The sequence below is a fragment of the Streptomyces hesseae genome, from assembly GCF_031845785.1.
GTDB classification, from domain to species: Bacteria; Actinomycetota; Actinomycetes; order Streptomycetales; family Streptomycetaceae; genus Streptomyces; species Streptomyces hesseae.
This window is the reverse complement of record NZ_JAVRFI010000003.1, coordinates 151,178-174,253: the sequence shown is the minus strand read 5'-3', so window position 1 is coordinate 174,253 and position 23,076 is coordinate 151,178. Positions and strand designations below refer to the sequence as shown.

The following is a 23,076-nucleotide window of genomic DNA, read 5'->3' as shown; positions in this document are numbered from 1 at the left end:
AAACGAGGTGGCGAGACGTGACTGTGAAGAGTGTGACCGGGGTGGTCGAGGCGGCGCGGGCCGGGGACGCGGGTGCGCAGGGCGAACTCGTGGCAGCCTGCCTGCCGCTGGTCTACAACATCGTCGGCAGGGCGCTGAAGGGCCACGCGGACGTCGACGACGTGGTCCAGGAGACCATGATCCGGATGGTGGGCGGTCTCTCCGGGCTGCGTGACGCCTCCCGCTTCCGGTCCTGGCTCGTCGCGATCACCATGAACCGGATCCGCGGCCACTGGCGCAGACAGCAGGACGCCCCCGTGGGCGGGCTCCAGGAGGCGTGCCACCTCTCCGATCCCGGCGCCGACTTCGTCGAGCTGACGATCCTCCGGCTCGGGCTGGAGGGACAGCGCCGGCAGGTCGCCGAAGCCACCCGCTGGCTCGACGACGACGAGCGGGCCGCGCTGTCCCTGTGGTGGCTGGAGACGACGGGCGAGCTGACCCGGGCCGAGGTCGTCACGGCGCTGGAGCTCACGCCGCAGCACACCGCCGTACGCATCCAGCGCACCAAACTCCAGCTGGAGACCGCCCGGGCCGTCGTACGGGCCCTGGCCACGACCCCGCGCTGCCCGGAACTCGCCGGCATCGTCGGCATCTGGGACGGCACGCCGTCCCCGCTGTGGCGCAAGCGCATCGCCCGCCACACGCGCGGCTGCGCCGAGTGCGGCGGCCACTGGACCGCGCTCATACCCGCCGAGGGACTGCTCGCGGGCCTCGGGCTCGTCCCGGTGAGCGGCGCCCTGCTGGACCGGTTCGCCGCCGGGGTGCCGGGTATTCAGCCCGTCGCCTGCGTTACGGCCGGTGGCTCGGGCGGCGTCTCGGCCGGTGTCTCGGGCGGCGCGGGAGGGGTGGCTCCCGGTACGGCCTCCGGTACGTCCCTGGGGGCGCTCGTCCCGGCCGTGCGCCGCCGCCCCGGTGTCCGCGCGGTCGTCACCGCCGCCGCCCTGGCCGTCGCCGTCGCGGTCGGCGTCCTGGGCGGATACCGCTACCTCGCCCCCGCGCCGGACGGCAGCGCGACGCGCGACGGAAGCCAGGGCCGGGGTGCGGAGAACGTGGTGCTTCCGCTCACCTCCCTGCGGACCGAGCTTCCTTCGCCGCCCGCGCCCGACCCCTCCGCGTCCTCCCCGGCGGTGCGTACCGCCACGCCCGCGTCCGCGCCCGCCCACCGCCCCGTCGTACGGCAGCCCGCCCGTACCCCCTCCGCGGCCCCGTCCGCACGCACCGCCACCCCGGTCCGTACCCCGGCGCCCGCGACCACGCCCGGCAGCGGCCAGCAGGACGAAGCCGCCAGGGACGTCGAGCGCCAGGTCAACGACGAACGGGCCAAGGCCGGTTGCGGGCCGCTGCGTGCCAGCGCCGAGCTGGTCGTCGTCGCCCGGCGCGGCGCCGACGAGCTGGCGGTACGCGGCCGCGTCGACGTCTCCCGGGAGCAGGAGAAGGCGGCCCCCGGGCACCGCTGGAGCCTCGCGGGCGCGGTCTCGGCCGGGCGGTCCGACGTCGCCGGAGCGATGACCGTGTGGACGCGCGGCGCGGTACGCCACGACGTCGTCCGCGACTGCTCGCTGACCGAACTCGGCGTCGGCGTCACCTTCGTCGCCGGTTCGCCGCAGCACTGGACGCCGGTCATCGCCGCCCGCTGAACCGCACCCCCACCGAACTTCCGCGCGCCCGTCGCGCGGTACCGCCGGGCTTTCGCCCCGGCCGCGTCACACCCTCCACGACCGTTGGGATCACCCATGCGCTCCAAGCACGTACGCGAAAGACGCAGTACCACCCACCGTCGGAAGAAGAACGGACGACGACCACTGATACTCACGGCGGCCGCGACGATCGCGGCCGCCACCGTCGCCGCCGGAGTCCTCACCCTCGGCTCCGGCACCGGCCCCGCGCCGGACGTCGAGGCGGCGGCCCCGGCCGACGCCGCGATCGTGCCCGCCGCCGCGCCGCAGCACCAGGCACCCCCCGCCCCCCTCACCACCACGCCCAAGTCCGACACCTCGCGCGGCATGGTCTACGACGGCCTCGACCCCGCCCCCAAGGGCGACCGCTGCGCCGGCGTCTACCGCGTCTCCTCCGCGCGCCTGTGCACCCACGGCCCGGACGCGCCGCCCAAGGACGTCGACATCACCAAGGACACCGCGCCGGTGGCCCGCGCCACCGCCTCCGGTTCCACGGACCCGGCCGGGGACGGCGGCCGGGCCCCCTCGGCCGCCGAGGCGCTGCGCGGCGCCCAGCCCGTCCTCGACGCCCGCACCGGCGGCCTGGCGGCCCCGGCCGCCCCCGGCTCCGGTACGACCACGCCGCAGGCCCCGTCCGGTTCCCGCGTGGTCTGCGAGGGCGACGGCGCGAGCGGCAACCGCGTCCAGGTGCTGTACGCCCACGCGCCCGGCCGCGACCGCTTCGCCCAGTACGCCGCCTCGTTCAAGCAGTGGGCGTCGGAGACCGACCTCATCTACAACGCGAGCGCCCAGGAGACCGGCGGCGAACGGCACGTCCGCTACGTCACCGAGTCCGACTGCACCGCGTCCGTCCTGAACGTCGAGCTGCCCGCGGGCGCCCTCCAGGAGTTCGGCGCGACGAACGACGCGCTGGCCGCCAAGGGCTTCAACCGCCGCGACCGCAAGTACATGATCTTCGCGGACACCCAGGTCTACTGCGGCATAGGCACCTTCAACGGTGACGAGCGCCCCGGCCAGGACAACATGAGCAACTTCGGCCCCTCCTACGGCCGTACCGACTCCGGCTGCTGGGGCGGCAGCACCCCCGCCCACGAACTGGGCCACAACCTCGGCGCCGTCAACAACAGCGCCCCGCACACCAGCCGGGCCGGGCACTGCGTCGACGAGTGGGACATCATGTGCTACTCGGACGCGCCCAACTACCCGCAGATGCAGATCCTCTGCCCCGACCGCGCCGGCGACCAGCGCCTGGACTGCCACCACGACGACTACTTCCACACCAACCCCAGCCCGGGCAGCTATCTGGCCACCCACTGGAACATCGCCAACAACCGCTTCCTCATCGCGGGCGGCGGCAAGGACCCCAACCCCTCGCCCAGCCCCACCCCCACCACCGGGCCCACGTCCGGGCCGACGCGCCCGTCCACCGGCCCCGACGTCCAGGTGACCCAGATCGGCCCGGACTCCGCGCTCGTCGGCTGGAACCCGGTCACCGGGGCCACCGGCTATGAGCTGGTCCTCGACGGCAGGAAGCTGGCCGACGTCAAGGGCACCGCCCTGCGGATCACCCGGCTCACGCCCGACACCGCCCACAAGGTCGCCGTCGCCGTGCGCGACGGACAGGGCAAGGCCTCCGCGCCCGGCCGCGCCGCGTCCTTCCGCACCCTCGCGGCCACCACCGGCACGACCCGGCCCGGCGGCAAGTACGTGCTGGTCAACGGCCTGACCGGACAGGCCGCCGACTTGTGGGGCAGCTCCTCCGCCGACGGCACCGTCGCCATCGCCTACCAGCGGCACGGCTACGCCAACCAGCAGTGGACGTTCGAGGACGCGGGCGGCGGCGCGGTGCGCCTCAAGTCCGTGCAGTCCGGCAAGTGCCTTCAGCCGGGTACCGACGGGCGGGCCGTGGCCGGCCAGTACGTCGCCCAGCGGTCCTGTGACGGCACGGCCGCCCAGAAGTGGCGGCTGACCGCCGCGGGCGACGGCTCGTACGTCCTCCAGCCGCAGGGCTCGCGGCTGGCGCTGGGCATCAGCAACCGCGAGTACTACGGCGGCCGCCTGCTGGAACTCCAGCAGCGCAATGACCAGGGCTACCAGAACTGGACGCCGGCCAAGGTCGCCTGACACCACGTAACTCCATGATCCGGGCCGGCGGCCACCAGCACCCCCCACGCCACCCCCCCACCGGTGGCCGCCGGCCCTTCCCCACCCCCTCTCCCCTGGAGCGCACGATGACCCTCCGGCCTCTCCGGCTCGCTGCGACCACGACGGTCACGGCCTGCCTGGGCGCCCTCCTCGCCCTGGGCGCCGCCGGCCCCGCCGCCGCGCACGGCGACACGATCCGCCTCGCCGTCGCCGGACCCCCGTCGGACGGCCACATCCGGACCGTCGCGACCTGGGACAACGACGGCGACACCGTGGACGAGCGGGTCGCCGGGACCCTCACGGCCCGGGACGCCGACGGGCACACCCAGGGGCCCTGGGTGCTCGTCCCCGTCCCCGGTACCAAGGGCGCCTACACCACCCAGGAGTCGCTGCCGCCCGGCAACTGGACCGTCACCCTCCACTGCGGCTTTCCCGACCTCGGCCACGGCGAGGCCGTCGTCACCGTGCCCGCCGCCCCCGCCGCGGCGGCCCGCGTCGCGGCGGCGCCCGCGGCCACGCCGGAAGCGGCGAAGGCGTCCCGTTCCTTCGACGGGGGCGCGCGGCTCACCACCGTCGTCCTCACAGCGGTCATCAGCACGATCGCGCTGATCGGCGGCTGGTTCGTGCTGCGATCCCGCCGTTCGGGGCGGTCTTTCGCCAGGCGGTGATCAATTCACGCGCAAGCCGACTAAAGTCGACACGCAAGCGCAGTCCGCCGGGGGAGGAACGTAACCGATGAGTCGCCGCTCCAGTGGACTGATGGGCATATGGGCCGAGGCGCAGCGTCAGCAGCAGCGTCAGCAGGAGGCCCGGCAGCGGGCGTTGGTGCAGCAGCAGCGCGAGCAGGAGCGGCAGCAGCGCGCGTCCGAGCGGGATCTGGCGCGCCAGGACCGTGAGCGGCGCCAGGCGTACCGGCAGGCGCGCGAGGCCGAGGCGCGCCGGCGCACGGAGGAGCTCGACGCGCGGATGGCGGCGCTCGAGGGCCTGCTGGTCGCCGGGTGCGGGGCGCCCGGTTTCCGGACGAGCGCGCTGGAGCGGCCCGAGCGGCTGGAGCCGTTCAACCCCGGCCACCTGGGGCAGCCGGTGCCCATGCCGGACCCGAACGCCTACCGCGGCTTCGGCAACCGCTCGCAGTACGAGCACGACTGGCACGCCGCGCAGGCCGCCGAGGCGCAGCGGCAGCAGCAGCTCGGGGCCTACCGGCAGCAGTACGACCAGTGGGCCGCGGCCGCGCTCGCGGACATCCACCGGCACAACGCCGGCATCGGCGAGATGATCACCGCGCTGCGCGAGGGCGACCCGGACGCCGTGGTGGAGTACTTCTCCGCCGCGCTCTACGCCTCCACCGCCTGGCCGGACGAGTTCCCGCACCAGATAGCCGCCGCCTACGACCCCGCCGCCCGGCAGCTCGTCCTCGACTGGGAGCTGCCCGGTTTCGAGATCGTCCCGGAGATCAAGTCGGTGCGGTACATGCCGACGGCGGACGAGGAGAAGGAGACGGCCCGGCCCGTCACCCAGCGCCGCGGCGCCTACCGGGACGTACTGGCGCAGTGCGTGCTGCTGGCGATGCGGGAGCTGTTCGCGGCCGACGAGTTCGGGATCCTGGAGTCCGTCGCCCTCAACGGCTTCGTCGACGACCACGACCCGGTCACCGGGCACCGCGCCCAGATCGTCCTGGCCTCGGTGACGGTGGGCCGGTCCGTCTTCTCGGGCCTGCGCCTGGAGCAGGTCAGCGCGGTCGACTGCCTCGTCGACGGCCTCGGCGGGCAGTTGTCCGGCCGGCCCGACCAGCTCGCCGCCGTCCGGCCGGGGCGGGTGCCGGGCGACGTCGGGCGCGGGGTGGTCTCCCACGGCGGCGGTGACGACCCGGACCTCTTCGAGATGGACCCCATCGAGTTCGAGGAGCTCGTCGCCGAGCTGTTCCGGGCGCGCGGCATGCGGGCGGTGATGACCACCCGCTCCAACGACGGCGGTGTGGACGTCGAGGCCCTGGACCCCGACCCGATCAGTGGCGGCCGGATCATCGTGCAGGTCAAGCGGTACCGGAAGACCGTGCCGCCGACCGCCGTGCGCGACCTGTACGGCACGGTGCAGGGCGCGGGCGCCAACAAGGGCGTCCTGGTGACGACGTCCGGCTTCGGCCCGGGCTCGTACGCCTTCGCCAACGGCAAGCCGCTCACGCTCGTCTCCGGCGAGGAGCTGGTGGACCTGCTGGCCCAGCACGGGCTGCGCGGCCGGCTCGGGGGCGGGGCGTCCCGCCCCGCCCGGGGCGGCGGTGGGGCGGCCGCCTCCGGCGGAGAGCAGGCCGAGGACCGCCCCGAGACCCACAACGTGCTGGGCATGTCCTGGTCCGGCCGGGTCGCCCTCGACGTGTGCGCCCTGGTCTGCGACGGCGGCCGGGTCCTCAGCGACGATCACTTCGTCTTCTACAACAATCCCCGCACCCCCGACGGCTCCGTCCGGGCGCTGGAGCCCACCCTCGCCGACAAGGCGGCGCTGCGCGTCGCCTTCGAGGAGCTGCCGACCACCGCCGACCGGCTGGTGCTGGTGGCGGCCATAGACCCGGAGGTCAACCCGGAGGCGGACCTCTCGCAGTTCACCGACGCCCGTATCCGCCTCGCCGACGCCTCGGGCGCCGAGCTCGGGCAGATGGAGGTCTCGGACGGTCGGCCGGGCGAGACCGCGCTGGTCCTGGGCTCCTTCCGGCGGCGGGCGAACGGCGACTGGGACTTCGTGCTCGGCGGGAAGGGGTACCCGGGCGGGCTGGAGGCGCTGGTGCAGGAGTACGGGATAGAGGTCGCCTGATCGTCCGGGTGATCGCCTGCTCGATCTCTCGATCACCCGTTCGTGTGGGAGTTCCTTGATCCACCCGGTTCTGTCGGTGGCGCCTCGTAGACTTCTTCAATGGCCGACCCCACACAGACCACAGCAGAGCTGGGCAGCCTCGACAGCGAGGCCCTGAGCTGTCTGCGGCGCGTCTTCGGTTACGACGCGTTCCGCGGCGACCAGGAAGAGATCATCGATCATCTGGTCGGCGGCGGCGACGCGCTCGTGCTGATGCCGACCGGTGGCGGCAAGTCGCTCTGCTACCAGATCCCCGCGCTCGTCAGACCCGGGGTCGGCGTGGTGATCTCCCCGCTGATCGCGCTCATGCAGGACCAGGTCGACGCGCTGCGCGCGCTCGGTGTGCGGGCCGGCTTCCTCAACTCCACGCAGGGCCTCGACGAACGCCGCCTGGTGGAGGCCGAGTTCGCCGCGGGCGAGCTGGACCTGCTCTATCTGGCGCCCGAGCGGCTGCGCGTGGAGTCCACGCTGCGGCTGCTCGACCGGGGCAAGATCTCCCTCTTCGCCATCGACGAGGCGCACTGTGTGGCCCAGTGGGGCCACGACTTCCGCCCCGACTACCTGGCCCTGTCGCAGCTCCACGAGCGCTGGCCGGACGTGCCGCGCGTCGCCCTGACCGCGACGGCCACGGCGGCGACGCGCGAGGAGATCGCCACCCGGCTGAAGCTCCAGGACGCCCGGCACTTCGTCGCCAGCTTCGACCGGCCCAACATCCAGTACCGCATCGCGCCGAAGAACGACCCGAAGAAGCAGCTCCTGGAGCTGCTGCGCACCGAGCACGCGGGCGACGCGGGCGTCGTCTACTGCCTCTCCCGCAAGAGCGTCGAGGACGCGGCCGCGTTCCTCGCGCAGCACGGCATCGAGGCCCTGCCGTACCACGCGGGCCTGGACGCCCGGACGCGCGCCGCCAACCAGGCGCGCTTCCTGCGCGAGGACGGCATCGTCATGGTCGCCACGATCGCGTTCGGCATGGGCATCGACAAGCCGGACGTGCGCTTCGTCGCCCACCTCGACCTGCCGAAGTCCGTCGAGGGCTACTACCAGGAGACCGGTCGCGCCGGGCGCGACGGCCTGCCGTCCACGGCCTGGCTGGCGTACGGCCTCCAGGACGTCGTCCAGCAGCGCAAGCTGATAGACGGTTCCGAGGGCGACGAGGCGCACCGCCGCCGGCTGGCCGCCCACCTCGACGCGATGCTCGCCCTGTGCGAGACCGTCGAGTGCCGCCGGGCGCGGCTGCTCGACTACTTCGGCCAGACGAGCGCCGAGGCGTGCGGCAACTGCGACACGTGCCTGACCCCGCCGGAGACCTGGGACGGCACGGTCGCCGCCCAGAAGTTCCTCTCCGCCATCTTCCGGCTGGCCCGCGAGCGGCGGCAGAAGTTCGGCGCGGGCCACATCATCGACATCCTGCTCGGGAAGAAGAGCGCGAAGGTCATCCAGTTCGACCATGACAACCTGTCCGTCTTCGGTATCGGCACGGAGCTTTCCGTCGCCGAATGGCGGGGCGTGGTACGGCAGTTGCTGGCACAGGGGCTGCTCGCGGTCGAGGGCGACTACGGCACGCTCGTCCTGACCGACGCCAGTGGCGACGTGCTGGGCTCGCGCCGCACGGTGTCGCTGCGGCGCGAGCCGAAGCCGGTGCGGGCGGCGGGCGCCAAGTCCGCGAAGTCCTCGTCGGGGAACGGCAAGCGCGCCCCCGTCGACCTGCCGGCGGAGGCCATGCCGCTCTTCGAGGCGCTGCGGGCGTGGCGCGCGGCGACGGCACGGGAACAGGGCGTCCCGGCGTATGTGATCTTCCACGACGCGACGTTGCGGGAGATCGCGACAGCGCGGCCGACGTCGGTGGACGCGCTGTCCGGGGTGAGCGGCGTGGGAGAGAACAAGCTGGCGAAGTACGGGGAGGGGATTCTGGGGGTGCTGGGGGAGCACGGCGGGGAGGCGCCGGCTGCGCCGGTGCCGGCTTCTGCCCCGGCGCCGGTTTCCGCGCCGGTGCCCGCACAGGCGTCGGCTCCGGCCCGGGCCCAGGCTGTGGACGAGGACGAGGTGCCGTGGCCGGACGAGGAGCCGCCGTACTGGGCGGAGGACTAGTTTCTTTCAGGGGCTCCGCCCCCGGACCCCCGGTCCTCGATCGCCGGACGGGCTGAAATCAGCCCGTCCGGCGCTCAGCCGTCCCCCGGTTCGATCAGCTCGCACGCGCGGGCTGTCGCCGCCAGGGCGGCCGGGCCGCCCACGTCCCACGCCGTGTCGGCGAGTTTGATCACGTGCGCGTCCCCGTGCGCCGCGGCCAGCGCGAAGGACTCCTCCATCGTCGCGGCGGCACCCGCACCCGCGCCCGCGAACAGGGCCCGTGCAGGGGCATACGCCGCCGTGATGACCGCGCTCGCCTCCCACGCCGCCGCCAGGCTGGGCACCCACAAGGCGCGGGGAAGCGCCGGAAGGACGCGGAGGACCGCGTTGGGCGCGGTCGCCGCGTGGACGAGCATGACCGCGTCGCCGTGGGCGTAGCGCGGATAGCGGGCGACCGTGGCGCGGACGAGCTCCGCCAGCAGGTCGTGTGCGTCGTCCGGGCCGGCGGGCCGCCGCAGGCCGCTCGCGGCGGCGGGCCAGCCGTCGGCGGCCGGGAGCCGGGCGAGGCGGTCGCGGATGCCGCCCTCCTGGACGGCGGCGTAAACCGGTATCGCGTCCAGCGCGCGGTGGGGGCCCGCGGTGCCGGAGGGGGTGACGGTGCCGGGCAGCGGCTGGTGGCGGGCGGCCCAGTAGCCCAGGGCGTGGGCGAGTTCGGCCGTACGGGGCGCGGTCTCGCCGTCCGTGAGGAGCGTGCGGACGGCGTGGCCGACGCGGATCACGGGGTGGGTGGCGCCGGCGATGATGCCGGGCAGCAGCCGGGGCCACCATGTGGTGAGCACGTCCGCCCAGGGGAGTTCGGCTGTCAGCCGGGTGAAGTGGGCGATCCAGGAGCCGAGGTGGCGGGCGTCGCCGAGCGCCTCGTGCCAGTTGGCGTCGGTGATCGTCAGGGCGGCGGTGGGCAGGTCCTCCGTCCGGTGCCGGTAGGAGTCCAGCCAGCGGTGCACCGCGCGGGCCTGGCCGTGGCGGGCGAGCGCTTCCACGGTCATGGGGGCGTGGTTGGAGAGCCAGCCCTGGAACTCGGGACCGGTGGAGTGGACGCGCTCCAGGGCTTCGTCGAGTGTGCCGTCCTCGGTGATGGCGGTCATGGCCTCACCGTAGGAGCGCGGGCGGGCCCGGCGGAACGGTCGCCGGACCTACGCCCCTTGGCCGCTCGGCGTCGGTCGCCGGTACTCCGCCGGAGCCGGACGGGTGCGCCCGGCGCCGGTGCTCAGTGCTCGTGCCGGCTCAGTGCTCGTGCCAATAGAAGAGGTAGTACGAGGCCAGGGCCATGCACGCGCCGAAGACCAGGCCGATCCAGGCGGATTCCAGTACCGAGACCCGGGTGAGGCTGCGCAGGAAGCCCATGGAGATGCCGAAGAGCGCGCCGAACGAGGCTGCGCGGACCTCGGTGATCATCTTGTCGCGGTTGCGGATCAGCAGATAGCCCAGGCCTGCCGAGACCACCGCGGCGGCCAGGCCCAGCATCCAGCCCTGGAGTTCGCCGAAGCCGTTGTCGTGGGCGAGGAAGACCGCGTAGAGGCCGAGGACGAAGCCGCCGAAGACGGGCACCGCCCAGCCGGCGGTGGGGGTCGTGCGTTCGTGGCGGACGTGGCCGGTGCGGGGGACCGGGCCGGGGCCCTCGTGGGCGTGGTGCCGGCCGGGCATGATCGAGTGCGTCATGGCGGGCTCCTCTCGCTCACCGTCTGTCCCGCCCCTCTGTCCCACCAGGGCACACCCGCCCCCTTGCCGGGGCAACTCGATCACGCCGTGGCGGGGCCCGGACAGGGCCGCCGGGAAACCGACCTTCCGGGCCTTCTCGGGCAACCGGTGGCCGGTTACCGGCGTCCTTGGGGGAGAGGGAGCGGGGGTGGCCGCGATGTGACGGCCGTCTCATGGGCGTCGTGGCCGCGGGGGTTCACGAGGGCCGTGGGGCCGGGTCTGCCATCGGGGCTGACCTGCGCTTCCCCGAGCCGTATCACCCTGTGTGCCGGCTGTGCGGCCGCGCAGGGTACTGCATGATCCATAAAAAGAAGGCGTCCCCGGGGAATTCTGTCCGGATTCCGGCCGTTCTTTACTTCGGACGGGGCGCCCCGTGGGCACCTGGTCCATCCCGCGACACGTCTCATCGCAAGGGAGTACGCATGGCAACCCGTGCCGTCGCCCGTCGTCAGACCACCGCACGGCGGGCTGGCGAGGCAAGCAGTGTTCGCGCCACAGGCGGGGAGATCGCCGATCGCGACCTGGTCGGCATGTACCTCGACGAGATCGCGCGTACACCCCTGCTCGACGCCGCCGAGGAAGTCGAGCTGTCGCAGACCATCGAGGCGGGCGTCTACGCCCAGCAGATCCTGGACGGCCAGGAGGCCGGCGGGGACCGGGCCGGCGAGGCGTCGCGCGAGGAGCTGGCGGCGATAGCCGCCGCGGGCGCCCGCGCGAAGGACGTCTTCATCAAGTCCAATCTGCGTCTCGTCGTCGCCGTCGCCCGTCGCTACCCGCGCAGCGGCCTCCCCCTTCTCGACCTGATCCAGGAGGGCAACGCCGGCCTGGTGCGCGCGGTGGAGAAGTTCGACTACACCAAGGGATTCAAGTTCTCCACGTACGCGACGTGGTGGATCCGCCAGGCCATCACCCGGTCGATCGCCGACCAGTCCCGTACGATCCGGCTCCCCGTCCACCTGGTGGAGGAGCTGGGCCGCATCCGCCGGGTGCAGCGCGAGTTCAACCGCGAGCACGGGCGCGACCCGGAGCACGCGGAGATCGCCGAGGAGCTGGGCACCACGCCCGAGCGCGTCGGCGACGTGCTGGACTGGGCCCGTGACCCGGTGAGCCTGAACATGTCCGTGGACGACGAGGGCGAGACCCAGTTCGGCGATCTGCTGGAGGACACCTCCGCCGTCTCGCCGGAGCAGTCCGTCATCGCGCTGCTGCGCAGCGAGGAGCTGGAGGACCTCATCGGCCGTCTCGACCAGCGCACCGCGTCGATCATCAAGGCGCGGTACGGCATCGAGGACGGGCGCGAGCGCACGCTGACGGAGGTCGGCAAGCAGCACGGGCTGACGCGTGAGCGCATCCGGCAGATCGAGAAGCACGCGCTGCTGGAGCTGAAGAAGATGGCACATGCCACGGGGTTCGACGCGGCGGCGTAATCGGGTCTAATCTGGTTATAGGCCAGCAGACCGGGTCCCGGCGCATCTCCCCCCCTTGCGCCGGGGCCCTTATGTTTTCCGGCCGCCTCAGCCCTTCGCCGCCGCCCTGCTGACGCGGGCGCCCAGTTCGCGCAGGTGCTCGACGAGCTCGCGCGGCTCGTGCGCCTCGAACTCGCAGTCCACTATCGCCAGCCGTAGGGCCACCCATTCGACGGAGTCGGACGTGGTCACGTCCAGCCGGCATGTCATCGCGTCGACGGGCGCCGGTACGCCGAGCCAGTTCGGCAGCCGGGCGGCCACGAACTCGGCCGGGGCGCGGAAGGTGACCACCAGCCGGTAGGTCGGCTGGAGCCGGGCCATGGACCGCTTCAGATACTCCGCCGCGTCCGGCACCGGCAGCTCGCGCGGGGTGAAGCGGGCGCCGGTGGCGAAGGGCTCGCTCACCCGGTCCACCCGGAACGTCCGCCAGTCGCCGCGTTCGACGTCATGGGCGACCAGATACCAGCGGCGGCCCGTGCTGATCAGCCGGTGCGGCTCCACCAGGCGTTTCGTCTCCGTGCCGTCGCCCTTGCGGTAGGCGAAGCGGAGCCGCTCATGGCCGGTGGCGGCCGAGGCGATCATGGTCAGCGTGTGGGGGTCCACGGTCGCTCCGTCGCCGCCGGTGAGCGGCACGGTCGCGGCCTGGAGGGCGGAGACCCGGTGCCGCAGCCGGGCGGGCAGCACCTGCTCCAGCTTGGCCAGGGCCCGTACGGACGCCTCCTCGATGCCCTCCACGGCATGCCCCGCGCCGGCGCGCAGCCCCACCGCGATGGCGACCGCCTCCTCGTCGTCGAGGACCAGCGGCGGCATGGCGGCTCCGGCCGCCAGCCGGTACCCACCCTCGGCTCCCATCGTTGCCTGTACGGGGTAGCCGAGGTCGCGGAGCCGCTCGATGTCCCGCCGGATGGTGCGGGAGCTGACGCCGAGCCGCTCGGCGAGCTCGCTGCCGGGCCATTCGCGAGGGGTCTGGAGGAGCGAGAGCAGATTCAGCAGCCGTGCCGGGGTGTCCGTCATCTCACCAGGGTGGCAGGTATCTAGGACATGACCTGACCTATACGGCCCCTAGCGTGGTGGGTGCACCGGGTGAGGGAAACGATCCGGCGCGCAGGAAGAGGAAAGGCAATACCCCTGTGACCAGCACCGCGACCACCGATCCGCCCGCCGGGAAGTCCCCCGGCGCGACCGCAGACCGCCGCCGCTGGCTGGCGCTCGCCGTGGTGATGACCGCGTCCTTCATGGACCTGGTGGACGTCACCATCGTCAACATCGCCATGCCGAGCATCCAGAAGGACATCGGCGCCTCCTTCAGCATCCTTCAGTGGATCACCGAGGGCTATGCCCTCGCCTTCGCGGCGGGCCTGATCACGGGCGGACGGCTCGGCGACATATACGGTCGCCGGAAGGTCTTCCTCCTGGGCATGGGCGGCTTCACCCTCGCCTCGATGCTCTGCGGCGTCGCGGGCGACCCGCACCTGCTCGTCGCCGCGCGCGTCCTCCAGGGCGCCACGGCCGCGCTGATGGTGCCGCAGGTGCTGGCGATCGTCCACGCCACCTTCCCCGCCCACGAGCGCGGCAAGGTCTTCGGCATGTTCGGCGCCATCGTCGGCTTGGGCGCGGTCTCCGGCCCCATCCTCGGCGCGCTGCTCACCCAGTGGAACCTCTTCGGGCTGGAGTGGCGGCCGATCTTCCTGGTCAACCTGCCGGTGGGCATCGCCGGCCTGATCATGGGCCGCCGCTATATCTCCGAGTCCCGCGCGCCGCAGGCGCTCAAGCTGGACCTGGTGGGCGTCGCCCTGGCCACCGGCGGGCTGCTGATGCTGCTCTACCCGCTGACGCAGGGTCGTGAGCTGGGCTGGCCGCTGTGGGGCTTTCTCAGCATGGCCGGCAGCGCGGTCGTCTTCGCCGCCTTCGTCGCCTACGAGCGCCACAAGACCCGCAAGGACGGCTCGCCGCTGGTCGAGCTGTCGCTGTTCAAGGTCAAGAGCTTCGCGGCGGGCATCGGCGTCGAAGTCGCCTTCGGCGTCGCCTGCGGTGTCTTCTTCCTGATCTGGACCCTCTACATGCAGATCGGGCTCGGCTGGAGCGCGCTGCGGGCAGGCCTGACCGGCATCCCCTTCTCCATCGCCGTGTCGGTGGCGGCGGGCCTGTCGGTGCAGAAGCTCGTCCCCCGCTTCGGGCGCAAGGTGCTCCAGGCCGGTGCGCTGTCGATGATGGCGGGCGTCCTGCTCTACATCTGGGAGTCCGAGCACTTCGGCACGGCCATCCACCCCTGGCAGATGGCCCTTCCGCTGACCGTCATGGGCCTCGGCATGGGCCTGATCGTCGCCCCGCTCACCGAGACCGTCATCGCCGGGGTGCCGCGCGAGCACTCGGGCTCGGCGTCCGGCCTGATAAACACCACGCAGCAGCTCGGCAACGCCGTGGGCCTCGGCCTGGTGTCGGTCGTCTTCTTCAACGCCCTCGACGAGGGCGAGGTGGCCCGGGGCCACGCGGGCGAGGCGTTCGCGGCCGCCTTCCGGCACGGCATGTGGTGGGTCGCCGCGGTCCTGGGCGTGGTCCTCGCCCTGATGTTCGCGATGCCGCGCAAGTCGGCCGCGGGCGCGGAGGCCGGGGAGGGCGCCGAAGGCGTCGAGGACGCCGGTCCGGAGCTGGCCGCCGCCGCGTAGGACGGCCTTGCCGGTACGACCCGGAGCCCCGGGCCGCCTGTCCTGACAGGCGGCCCGGGGCTTTGTCGTGCACTCATCGGTCCGTCGTCCGGGGATTTGACGGCGATCATCGACCTCCGCATCATTTCACTAACATGTTAGTGAAATGGGTGTAGGGGTGAGACACGTGACCGACCACGAACCGACCGCCGCGACGGCGCCCACAGCCGCACTGGCCGCGACCGGCCTGGGCCGGAAATTCAGGGGCGGCTGGGGGCTGCGGGACTGCGCCTTCACCCTGCCCGCCGGGCGGGTCACCGCGCTCGTGGGACCCAACGGCGCCGGCAAGAGCACCCTGCTCCACCTGGCCACCGGCCTGCTCCGGCCCACCACCGGCGACCTCCGCGTATTCGGCGCCGTACCCGGCACGCCCGAGGCCCTGCGCCGCATCGCGTTCGTCGCCCAGGACAAGCCCCTCTACCCGCGCTTCAGCGTCAAGGAGACCCTGCGGTTCGGGCGCCGGACGAACCCCGAAGGCTGGGACCAGAACACCGCCGAGGCCCTCGTCCGCGCCGGCGACATCCCCCTCAGGGCCCAGGTCGGCACCCTCTCACCGGGGCAGTGCACCCGCATCGCCCTCGCCCTCGCCCTCGGAAAACGCCCCGACCTGCTGCTCCTCGACGAGCCGCTGGCCGCCCTGGACCCGCTCGTCCGGCACGAGGTGATGGCCCTGATCATGGCCGAGGTCGCCGAGCGCGGGATCAGCGTCGTGATGTCCTCGCACGTCCTCTCCGAACTGGAGAACGTCTGCGACCACGTGCTGCTGCTCAAGCACGGCGGCGTACGGCTCACGGGCGACGCCCAGCGCCTGCGCGAGGAGCACCTGCTGATCACCGGGCGCGCCCACGACGGAACCCCCGACGGGCTGCCGCCCGGGACCGACCGTGCCACGGTCGTCGAAGCCACCGTCACCGGCCGCCAGGTCTCCGCACTCGTCCGGCACGGCGGAACCGGCCCCGGCGACCGGTGGGTCACCCAGAACCCCACCCTGGAAGAACTGTTGCTCGCCTACCTCCGCACCGACGCCCCGGCAGCCCCGGCCGAGGAGGCCGCCGCGTGAAGGGCACCCTCTGGCTGGCCTGGCGCCAGCAGCGCGCCCTCGTCCTCACCGCCCTGGCCGCCCTCACCGCCTGCGCGGTCTGGGTCGCGCTGCGGCGCGCGGACATGACGGCGTTCATCGACGCGCACCACATACCCGTCTGCAAGGGCTGGGACCCGGAGGAGTGCTCGACCGACGCCGTCACCGTCGCCCTCGCCCAGCGGCTGATCGAGGACAACACCGGCGCCATCCGGCTCCTCGGCGCCTTCAGCGCCGCCCTGCCCGTGCTCATCGGGCTCTTCTGGGGCGCGCCCCTGATCGGCCGGGAGATCGAGACCGGCACCGTCAAACTGGCCCTGTCCCAGGGCGCGGGCCTCCGCCAGTGGTTCACCGCGCGCCTCGGACTGGCGGCGCTGTGCGCCGTCGTCGCCTCCACCACCCTCGCCGCGCTCGTCGCGTGGTGGTGGGCGCCGGTCTCCAACATGCTCGACGGTCTTTACTGGCACGACGGCTTCCTCTTCAACGCCACCGGACCCGCCGCCGTCGCCTGCGCCCTGTTCGGGCTCGCCGCCAGCACCGCCGCCGGAGCGCTCCTGCGCCGGACGACACCCGCCATGGGCGCGGCCCTCGCCGCGGTCGCCGGCACCCGGCTGCTCCTCACCTTCGTCCGCCCGGACTGGCTCGAACCGCTGCGCCGCGTCACCCCCGGCGCCGCGCCGAAGAAGTACGTCGGAAGCGCCTGGTCCACCGGCGAGTTCGGCTACCTCGACGCCGCCGGGCGCGAGTTCCCCATCAGCCGGTACTGCCAGCTCTCGGGCGCCGAGATGCGGCAGTGCATGACCGAGCACGGATTCGTCGCCCGGTATCACAAGGTCTATCCCAGCGGTGACTTCTGGACGCTCCAGTGGATCGAGACCGCGATCTTCCTGGGGCTGGCGGCGGCGCTGCTCGTGGCGACGTACGCGGTGCTGCGCCGCCGCGTGGTCTGACGGCCGGGCCGGCGGGTCCGGCGGCTCAGCCGTCCGTGCCGTACAGGTCGCGGTAGGAGGGGAAGACGCCGCCGGGTCCGTCGACGCCCTCGGCCGCGAGCACGCCCTTGACCACGGCGCGGGTCAGGACGTCCGCCCCGGCGGCGAGGATCTCGTTGACCGCGCCCGCCGCGAAGTCCGCGCTGCCGGGGAGGTGTTCCTCCTCCGGCAGCGGGCGGGCGCCCGTGGCCAGCGCGAAGACGGTGTCCCCGTCGGTCAGCAGATGGACCGGCCGGACCGCGCGGGCCAGGCCGTCGTGGGCGGTGCCCGCGAGCTTCTGGGCCTGGGCACGGGTCAAGGCGGCGTCGGTGGCGACGACGGCGATGGTGGTGTTGAGCGGGGGGCGTACGGAACCCGCCCAGCGCCGGGCCGACTCCTCCCGCGCCGCCGCCAGGGACTCCTGAGCCGCCCGGTGCCGCTCGGGGGCGGGGTACGTGACGGGCCGGCCCTCGTACAGCCGCCCGTAGAGCACGCCCGTCGCCGGGTCGGCCACGGAGCCCGCGGCGTTGACCGCCGCGATCGCGGCGACCGTCACCCCGGAGGGCAGGACCACGCTGGCGGTGCCGATGCCGCCCTTGAGCCCGCCGGCCACCGCGCCGGTGCCCGCGCCGACCGTGCCCTGGGCGACGGGCGCCCCCGGTGCCGTACGGGCCGCCGCCTCGGCGGCCTCCCGGCCCAGCGCGGCGTCCGGCCGGGCCCGCCAGTCGCCGCCCCGGCCGAGGTCGAACAGAGCGGCCGCCGGGACCACCGGGACGACCTGCGCGGGATCCGGCCCCACCCGGAAGCCCCGGCCGGCGTCCTCCAGAAACGCCATGACCCCGGACGCCGCGTCCAGGCCGAAGGCGCTGCCGCCGGTCAGGACGACGGCCTCCACGCGCTGGACGAGATTGCGGGGGTCCAGGGCATCGGTCTCCTTGGTGCCGGGCCCGCCGCCTCGGACGTCCACGGCGGCGACGGCGCCGCCGAGGCCGGGCGCGGTGAGGACGACCGTGGTGCCGGTGAGGGCGAGGTCGCCCTGGCGGCGGGCGTGACCCACATGGAGGCCGTGCACATCGGTGAGGGCGTCCTGTGGCCCGGGCGCGGGCGCTATACGAGCGTCAGTCATACGGCATCCGTATCACGGGCCATCAAAAGATGGAGGAGTCAGCTGCGTTGAGGGGATGACGACGCCGCGGGCTCCGGCGGGTTGCGTGTGGAGAGCGTCACCCCGACCGCCACCGTCACCACCCCGGCCAGACCCGCCAGCAGCACCGCCGCCCCGCCCGCGAACGTACAGGCCAGGACGGCCAGCGCGGACAGCGGCAGCACCAGCTGCTGGGCCGTGCCGCGCTTGTAGTGGCGGGAGTGGATGAGCCAGACGCAGAACATGAACAGGGCGGCGGGAACGGTCACGCAGGACGACGCCGCGAACGTGGAGATGTGCGCCTTGCCCACCGACTCCTCGACCGCCACCTCGATGCCCGCGCCGATGGCCGCCGCCGAGCCCAGGATCAGATAGTGGCCGTAGCCCCAGAGGAACGCCTGGTGGTTGGAGGCCAGGTGGAGGTGGATGGGCACGGCGAAGTAGATCCAGTAGGCCGCGAAGATCAAAAGCAGTCCGCCGCTCGCGATCGGCAGCAGCTCGCCCACCGCCTCGTGCTCGTCCAGCGCGGACTGGACGGCGACCGTGGCGGCCGAGACCGTCTCGCCCAGCACGATGATCGTGAACAGGCCGTAGCGCTCGGCGATGTGGTGCGGATGCCAGGCGGTCTGCTGGCGCATCTCCGCGATCGCGGGGACGGCCATCTCGGCGATCGCCATCACCAGGAACACCCAGGGCTTGGCCCGGTCGGGCAGCAGGAGCAGCCCGAGCCAGCCCACCTGGCACAGGCTGACGCCGATGGCGTACTTCAGCGCCATGCGCCGCTCGGCCCCGGCGGAGGCATGCGCGGCCCGCAGCCACTGCGAGACGAGCGCGAGCCGCATCACGGCGTAGCCGAGCCAGACCGCCGTGTAGTTCGCATTGCCGAAGGCGCGGGGGATGCCCGCCGCCAGGATCAGCACGCCCGCAATCTGGATCAGTGTCACGACGCGGTACACGACGTCGTCCGTGTCGTAGGCGGAGGAGAACCAACTGAAGTTGACCCAGGCCCACCACACCGCGAAGAAAAGCATCAGATAACCCGGAATGCCGTGTCCGGGATGCCCTTCGGCGAGCGCGTGGACCAGCTGTCTGCCGGCCTGCGCGACCGCGACGACGAAACACAGGTCGAAGAAGAGCTCGAGGGGTGTCGCGGCCCGGTGCTCCTCGTCGCGCCCGCGCGCGGTCATCCGGCGCAGCACGCCGGGGTGCCGGGCGGGAGGCGGCTCCCCGGGCAGCGGCTCCTCGCTCATAGGGCGATTGTCACCGCCGTACCCTGGACGCATGAGCACCGCCCCTGAGCCCGCGCCCCGCCGGGAACCCGCGTCCCCGGCCGCCGCGCTGATCTTCGACGACCCGCTGGACCGGCAGTCCTCGGACGACACCGACCGCGGCTGGGGCGACCGCCCGGCCACCGGCGGCAGCGCCGCGGACCTGGCCCGCTTCCTGGACGAGAAGCCGCCTCACCACATCTGAGGCCTAAGCGCTTCCGCTGGGATCGCGATCCGGTCGCCGCGGGCCGGTGGGGGCTTGTCGCGCAGTTCCTCGCGCCCCTATGGGGCGCTCAGCGCTGGGCCGGGACCGAGTCGGAGCCCGGGCCTCGGCGCTGTTCGATCAGGGTGTCGCGGATCTGGGCCAGCAGCTCGATCTCGGTGGGCTCGTCGGGCTTGGTCTCCGCCGGGGTCCTCGCGGCCTGGCGGTCCTGCCAGCGCTTCATGGGCAGCAGCATCAGGAAATAGACCACCGCCGCCGTGATCAGGAACGTCAGCGTGGCGCTGAGCACCGAGCCCCACTGGATGTAGACGCCCTTGGTGACCTCACCCGTGGCGTTCCGCGTGCAGGGGCCCTTGAGGCAGGACGCGTAGTGGTCGAGGTCCTTGGTGCCGAAGGCACCCACGACGGGGTTGATGACGCCCTTCACCACAGAGTTCACGATGTTGGTGAACGCCGCTCCGATGACGACCGCGACCGCGAGGTCGATCACATTGCCCCGCATCAGGAAGGCCTTGAAACCCCCGAGGACTCCTGTTTTCTTATCGCTCCCGGAGCTCACCGAACAACCTCTCTCTGTACGTACCTATGCCGGAATGGCCGATTACATAACATACGAGAGAGTCTGGCTGGTCTGTCCAATCCACAAACGCGCGCCCGGGTGCGTCGGCGGCGCACGCGCCGCCCCACGCGCACCGGCGCGAACATCGGCACCCGGCGCCCCGGCGGGGTCCAGGGCGCGGGGAAGGGGCGGGAAGCCGGGGTGGGGGCGGGGGCTGTGAGGGCCGTGCTGACTGCGGGCACTACGGACACTGGGGAACACCACCTGACGTGGGGAGCGGCAACGGACGCTCCCCACGATCCCGGCTCCGCGCCGATCCCGCTGGACCCTGTGGACTACTCGCGGGTTGTGGACAACTCCGTCACCCCTAAGGCCCCCACGTCCGCTACGGCAGCTCGATCCCCAGGTCCCAGCCCTCGTGCGCCCGCGTGCACAGACAGTCCCGGTCCTGCGTCTTGGGCAGCGCGCCCACCACGTCGAACAGCACCTCGCGCATCCGGTCCACGTTCTCGCCGAAGACCCGCAGCACGTCCTCGTGGGAGACGCCCTCCCCGGCCTCCGCGCCCGCGTCCAGGTCCGTGACCAGCGCCATCGACGTGTAGCAGAGCCCCAGCTCACGGGCGAGGACCGCCTCCGGGTGCCCGGTCATGCCGACCACCGACCAGCCCTGCGCCGCGTGCCAGCGCGACTCGGCACGGGTGGAGAAACGCGGCCCCTCGATGACGACCATCGTCCCGCCGTCCACCGGCTCCCAGCCGCGCCCGCGCGCCGACCCGAGGGCCACCGAGCGCCCGACGGGGCAGTAGGGGTCGGCGAAGGTCATGTGGACCACGTTGGGCACCGAGCCGTCGGGCAGCGACTCCCCGTCGAAGAAGGTCTGGGCGCGGGACTTCGTACGGTCCACGAGCTGGTCCGGTACGAGCAGGGTGCCCGGTCCGTGCTCCGGGTGGAGACCGCCCACCGCGCACGGGCCCAGGACCTGCCGGACGCCGACCGAGCGCAGGGCCCAGAGGTTGGCCCGGTAGTTGATGCGGTGCGGGGGAGTGCGGTGCTCGCGGCCGTGGCGGGGCAGGAAGGCCACCTTCCGGCCCGCCAGCTCGCCGAGGAAGAGCGAGTCGCTCGGCGCCCCGTAGGGCGTCTCCACTGTGATCTCGGTCACGTCGTCGAGGAAGGAGTAGAACCCCGATCCCCCGATGACCCCTATCTCCGCCGTGGTCGTCGCCGTCGTCGTCGCCGCGCTGCTGGTCTCAGGCATGGGCTCACCCTAACCGCCCCACCCTCGCCCGCCGGGGAGCCGGCGAACGCCACGGAACCGCTGGACGCCACGGAGCCCGCCGCCCCCGAAAGCAGGGGGCGACGGGCTCCGTCGGAATGCGCGTGTGTCAGGCGGCCGAGCTGCTGCTCGCGGTGCTCGACGAAGAGCTGCTCGACGAGGAAGCGCTCGCGCTGCTCGAAGAGGCCGAGGAAGACGACGAGGTCGAGGAGGACGACGTCGAGGACGTCGACTTCGACGCCGGGGTGCTGCTGGACGACGAGCCACGGCTGTCGTTCCGGTAGAAGCCCGAGCCCTTGAAGACGATGCCGACCGCCGAGAACACCTTCTTGAGGCGTCCGTCGCACTGCGGGCACACGGTCAGGGCGTCGTCGGTGAACTTCTGCACCGCCTCAAGGCCTTCGCCGCACTCGGTGCACTGGTACTGGTAAGTCGGCACTTGTTCCTCCTGGCACTCTCACTCAATGAGTGCTAACGACGCTCAATAGTGCAGTATTCCGGCCCGTCAGTCCACCGAAACGGGCTCACGGTGACCGACCCCACGTGCCACGGCACCTGCCGCGACGACCGACTCGCCCTTCGGAGTCAGCGCCTTGCGCAGGCCCAGCAGGACCACCAGCGCCAGCGCCGTACCGCCCAGCGGCACCAGGAATCCGGTGCTCGCGCCGTGGGCGTCGATCAGCCGGCCGCCCACGGTGGCGCCGGCGGCCTGGCCCAGGCCGACCGCGCCGGTCAGCCAGGTGAAGGCCTCGGTCCGGGCGCTCGCCGGGACGAGCTTCTCGACCAGCGTGTAGCCGGTGATCAGCGAGGGCGCGATGCACAGGCCCACGAGCAGGCCCGCGGCGCCGAGCAGCGGCAGGGCGTGCGCGGCCCACAGCGGCGTGGTGGCCAGGACCAGCAGCGGGTAGGCGATCAGCAGCCGGCGCTGCGCGCTGATCTTCCAGGCGACGGCGCCGCAGACGATGCCCGCGATCATGTTGCCGGCCGCGAACGTGCCGTACATCAGACCGTTGAGGCCGGGCTCGCCGAGCTCCTTGGTGAAGGCGGTCATCGAGACCTGCATACCGCCGAAGACCGTGCCGATGCCGAGCATGGTGATCGCCAGTACCCGGACGCCGGGCACGGACAGCGCGGAGACGCTCTTGGCGCTCCCGGCGGCCGGGCGGCCCGCGGCGGCGGGCTGCGTACGCCGCTGGGTGGCGAAGATCAGGCCGCCGATCAGCGTCAGGGCCGCCTCGGCGACCAGACCGGCCGCCGGGTGGACGCCGGTGCACAGCGCGGTGGCCAGCACCGGGCCGATCACGAACGTGAACTCGTCGGTGACCGACTCGAAGGCCGCCGCCGTGGGCATCAGCGGAGAGCCGTCCAGCTTGGCCGCCCAGCGGGCCCGGACCATCGGGCCGATCTGCGGGGTCGACGCGCCGGCCGGCACGGCCGCCACGAGCAGCGCCCACAGGGGCGCGTGCGACAGCGCGAGCACCGTCAGCAGCGAGATCGTGGCGGCGTGCACGACGACACCGGGGATGAGCACGGTGGCCTGGCCGTAGCGGTCCGCGAGCTTGCCGCCCAGCGGGGCGAACAGGGCCATGGCCACGCCCGCCGTCGCCGAGACGGTGCCCGCGGTGCCGTACGAACCGGTGGTGTCGTTGACCAGCAGCAGGATGCCGATCGTCAGCATCGCGAACGGCTGGCGTGCCAGGAACCCGGGGAGCAGGAACGACAGCGCGCCGCGCGTGCGCAGCAGGCTGCCGTACCCGGCACGGGCCTCGGCCCCGGTGGTGTCATTGACCGTGGCTGCCACGGTCCGGCCTTTCCGCCGCCTGGTAGCGCACGCCGGACGAACGGAAAACGCCGCACGGAGCG

General features: G+C 72.9%; 19 protein-coding genes. 10 read left to right on the top strand and 9 right to left on the bottom strand.

The features are described from left to right. The first annotated feature begins 17 nt into the window (after positions 1-17). The 5 genes from RM609_RS06725 to recQ all read left to right on the top strand — a co-directional run bounded on the left by RM609_RS06725 (position 18) and on the right by recQ (position 8,792). Positions 18-1,676, top strand: a complete 1,659-nt coding sequence (locus RM609_RS06725; protein ID WP_311608750.1) for a sigma-70 family RNA polymerase sigma factor — start codon at positions 18-20, stop codon at positions 1,674-1,676. Between the two features lie 96 nt (positions 1,677-1,772). Further along, complete coding sequence (locus RM609_RS06720) at positions 1,773-3,839, top strand: RICIN domain-containing protein (protein ID WP_311608749.1); 2,067 nt, start codon at positions 1,773-1,775, stop codon at positions 3,837-3,839. Between the two features lie 107 nt (positions 3,840-3,946). Continuing rightward, positions 3,947-4,528 (top strand): hypothetical protein, encoded by a 582-nt coding sequence (locus tag RM609_RS06715; protein ID WP_311608747.1) that lies wholly within the window; start codon positions 3,947-3,949, stop codon positions 4,526-4,528. 67 nt (positions 4,529-4,595) lie between these two features. After that, complete coding sequence (locus tag RM609_RS06710; RefSeq protein WP_311608745.1) at positions 4,596-6,665, top strand: restriction endonuclease; 2,070 nt, start codon at positions 4,596-4,598, stop codon at positions 6,663-6,665. 99 nt (positions 6,666-6,764) lie between these two features. Next, positions 6,765-8,792 (top strand): DNA helicase RecQ, encoded by a 2,028-nt coding sequence (gene recQ / locus RM609_RS06705; protein WP_311608743.1) that lies wholly within the window; start codon positions 6,765-6,767, stop codon positions 8,790-8,792. Positions 8,793-8,866: 74 nt separating this feature from the next. Here the strand turns inward: recQ and RM609_RS06700 are convergent, their stop codons facing one another. Together RM609_RS06700 and RM609_RS06695 are read right to left on the bottom strand one after the other, a co-directional pair. Then, on the bottom strand, positions 8,867-9,916 hold the full coding sequence (locus tag RM609_RS06700) for a questin oxidase family protein (protein WP_311608742.1): 1,050 nt from the start codon (positions 9,914-9,916) through the stop codon (positions 8,867-8,869). 139 nt (positions 9,917-10,055) lie between these two features. After that, positions 10,056-10,490 carry a hypothetical protein gene (locus tag RM609_RS06695; protein WP_311608740.1) on the bottom strand — a complete coding sequence of 145 codons (435 nt, stop codon included), beginning with the start codon at positions 10,488-10,490 and terminating at the stop codon, positions 10,056-10,058. Positions 10,491-10,951: 461 nt separating this feature from the next. Between RM609_RS06695 and RM609_RS06690 the strand changes: the two genes are divergently transcribed. Further along, on the top strand, positions 10,952-11,956 hold the full coding sequence (locus tag RM609_RS06690) for a sigma-70 family RNA polymerase sigma factor (RefSeq protein WP_311608738.1): 1,005 nt from the start codon (positions 10,952-10,954) through the stop codon (positions 11,954-11,956). A gap of 87 nt (positions 11,957-12,043) precedes the next feature. Here the strand turns inward: RM609_RS06690 and RM609_RS06685 are convergent, their stop codons facing one another. Continuing rightward, complete coding sequence (locus RM609_RS06685) at positions 12,044-13,009, bottom strand: helix-turn-helix transcriptional regulator (protein WP_311608737.1); 966 nt, start codon at positions 13,007-13,009, stop codon at positions 12,044-12,046. Between the two features lie 206 nt (positions 13,010-13,215). Here RM609_RS06685 and RM609_RS06680 point away from each other — a divergent pair, with 206 nt between their 5' ends. The 3 genes from RM609_RS06680 to RM609_RS06670 all read left to right on the top strand — a co-directional run bounded on the left by RM609_RS06680 (position 13,216) and on the right by RM609_RS06670 (position 16,728). Further along, positions 13,216-14,661: an MFS transporter gene (locus RM609_RS06680; RefSeq protein WP_438828402.1), complete on the top strand. Its 1,446-nt coding sequence runs from the start codon at positions 13,216-13,218 to the stop codon at positions 14,659-14,661. A 166-nt stretch (positions 14,662-14,827) separates the two neighbouring features. Next, positions 14,828-15,760 carry an ATP-binding cassette domain-containing protein gene (locus tag RM609_RS06675; protein WP_311608733.1) on the top strand — a complete coding sequence of 311 codons (933 nt, stop codon included), beginning with the start codon at positions 14,828-14,830 and terminating at the stop codon, positions 15,758-15,760. Further along, entirely contained in the window at positions 15,757-16,728 is a 972-nt protein-coding gene (locus tag RM609_RS06670) for an ABC-2 membrane transporter-related protein (RefSeq protein WP_311608731.1), read from the top strand. Before RM609_RS06675 ends, RM609_RS06670 begins: the two co-directional genes overlap by 4 nt. A gap of 25 nt (positions 16,729-16,753) precedes the next feature. Here RM609_RS06670 and RM609_RS06665 read toward each other — a convergent pair whose 3' ends face one another. Further along, entirely contained in the window at positions 16,754-17,872 is a 1,119-nt protein-coding gene (locus tag RM609_RS06665; protein WP_311608730.1) for a P1 family peptidase, read from the bottom strand. Positions 17,873-17,910: 38 nt separating this feature from the next. Then, positions 17,911-19,140, bottom strand: coding sequence for a low temperature requirement protein A (locus RM609_RS06660; RefSeq protein ID WP_311608728.1), 1,230 nt, complete (start codon positions 19,138-19,140; stop codon positions 17,911-17,913). Positions 19,141-19,171: 31 nt separating this feature from the next. Between RM609_RS06660 and RM609_RS06655 the strand changes: the two genes are divergently transcribed. Next, on the top strand, positions 19,172-19,363 hold the full coding sequence (locus tag RM609_RS06655; protein ID WP_311608725.1) for a hypothetical protein: 192 nt from the start codon (positions 19,172-19,174) through the stop codon (positions 19,361-19,363). Positions 19,364-19,451: 88 nt separating this feature from the next. Here RM609_RS06655 and RM609_RS06650 read toward each other — a convergent pair whose 3' ends face one another. From RM609_RS06650 to RM609_RS06635, 4 genes are all read right to left on the bottom strand, one after another. Further along, positions 19,452-19,883: an MscL family protein gene (locus RM609_RS06650; protein WP_438828401.1), complete on the bottom strand. Its 432-nt coding sequence runs from the start codon at positions 19,881-19,883 to the stop codon at positions 19,452-19,454. Between the two features lie 442 nt (positions 19,884-20,325). Further along, the gene (locus RM609_RS06645) at positions 20,326-21,195 is read right to left on the bottom strand and encodes an S-methyl-5'-thioadenosine phosphorylase (protein ID WP_311608722.1); all 870 of its coding nucleotides are present in this window, start codon (positions 21,193-21,195) and stop codon (positions 20,326-20,328) included. A gap of 127 nt (positions 21,196-21,322) precedes the next feature. Continuing rightward, a complete protein-coding gene (locus tag RM609_RS06640; RefSeq protein WP_311608720.1) occupies positions 21,323-21,652 on the bottom strand; it encodes an FmdB family zinc ribbon protein in 330 nt (109 codons plus the stop codon). Positions 21,653-21,718: 66 nt separating this feature from the next. Next, on the bottom strand, positions 21,719-23,014 hold the full coding sequence (locus RM609_RS06635; protein WP_311608719.1) for an MFS transporter: 1,296 nt from the start codon (positions 23,012-23,014) through the stop codon (positions 21,719-21,721). Positions 23,015-23,076: the final 62 nt, after the last annotated feature.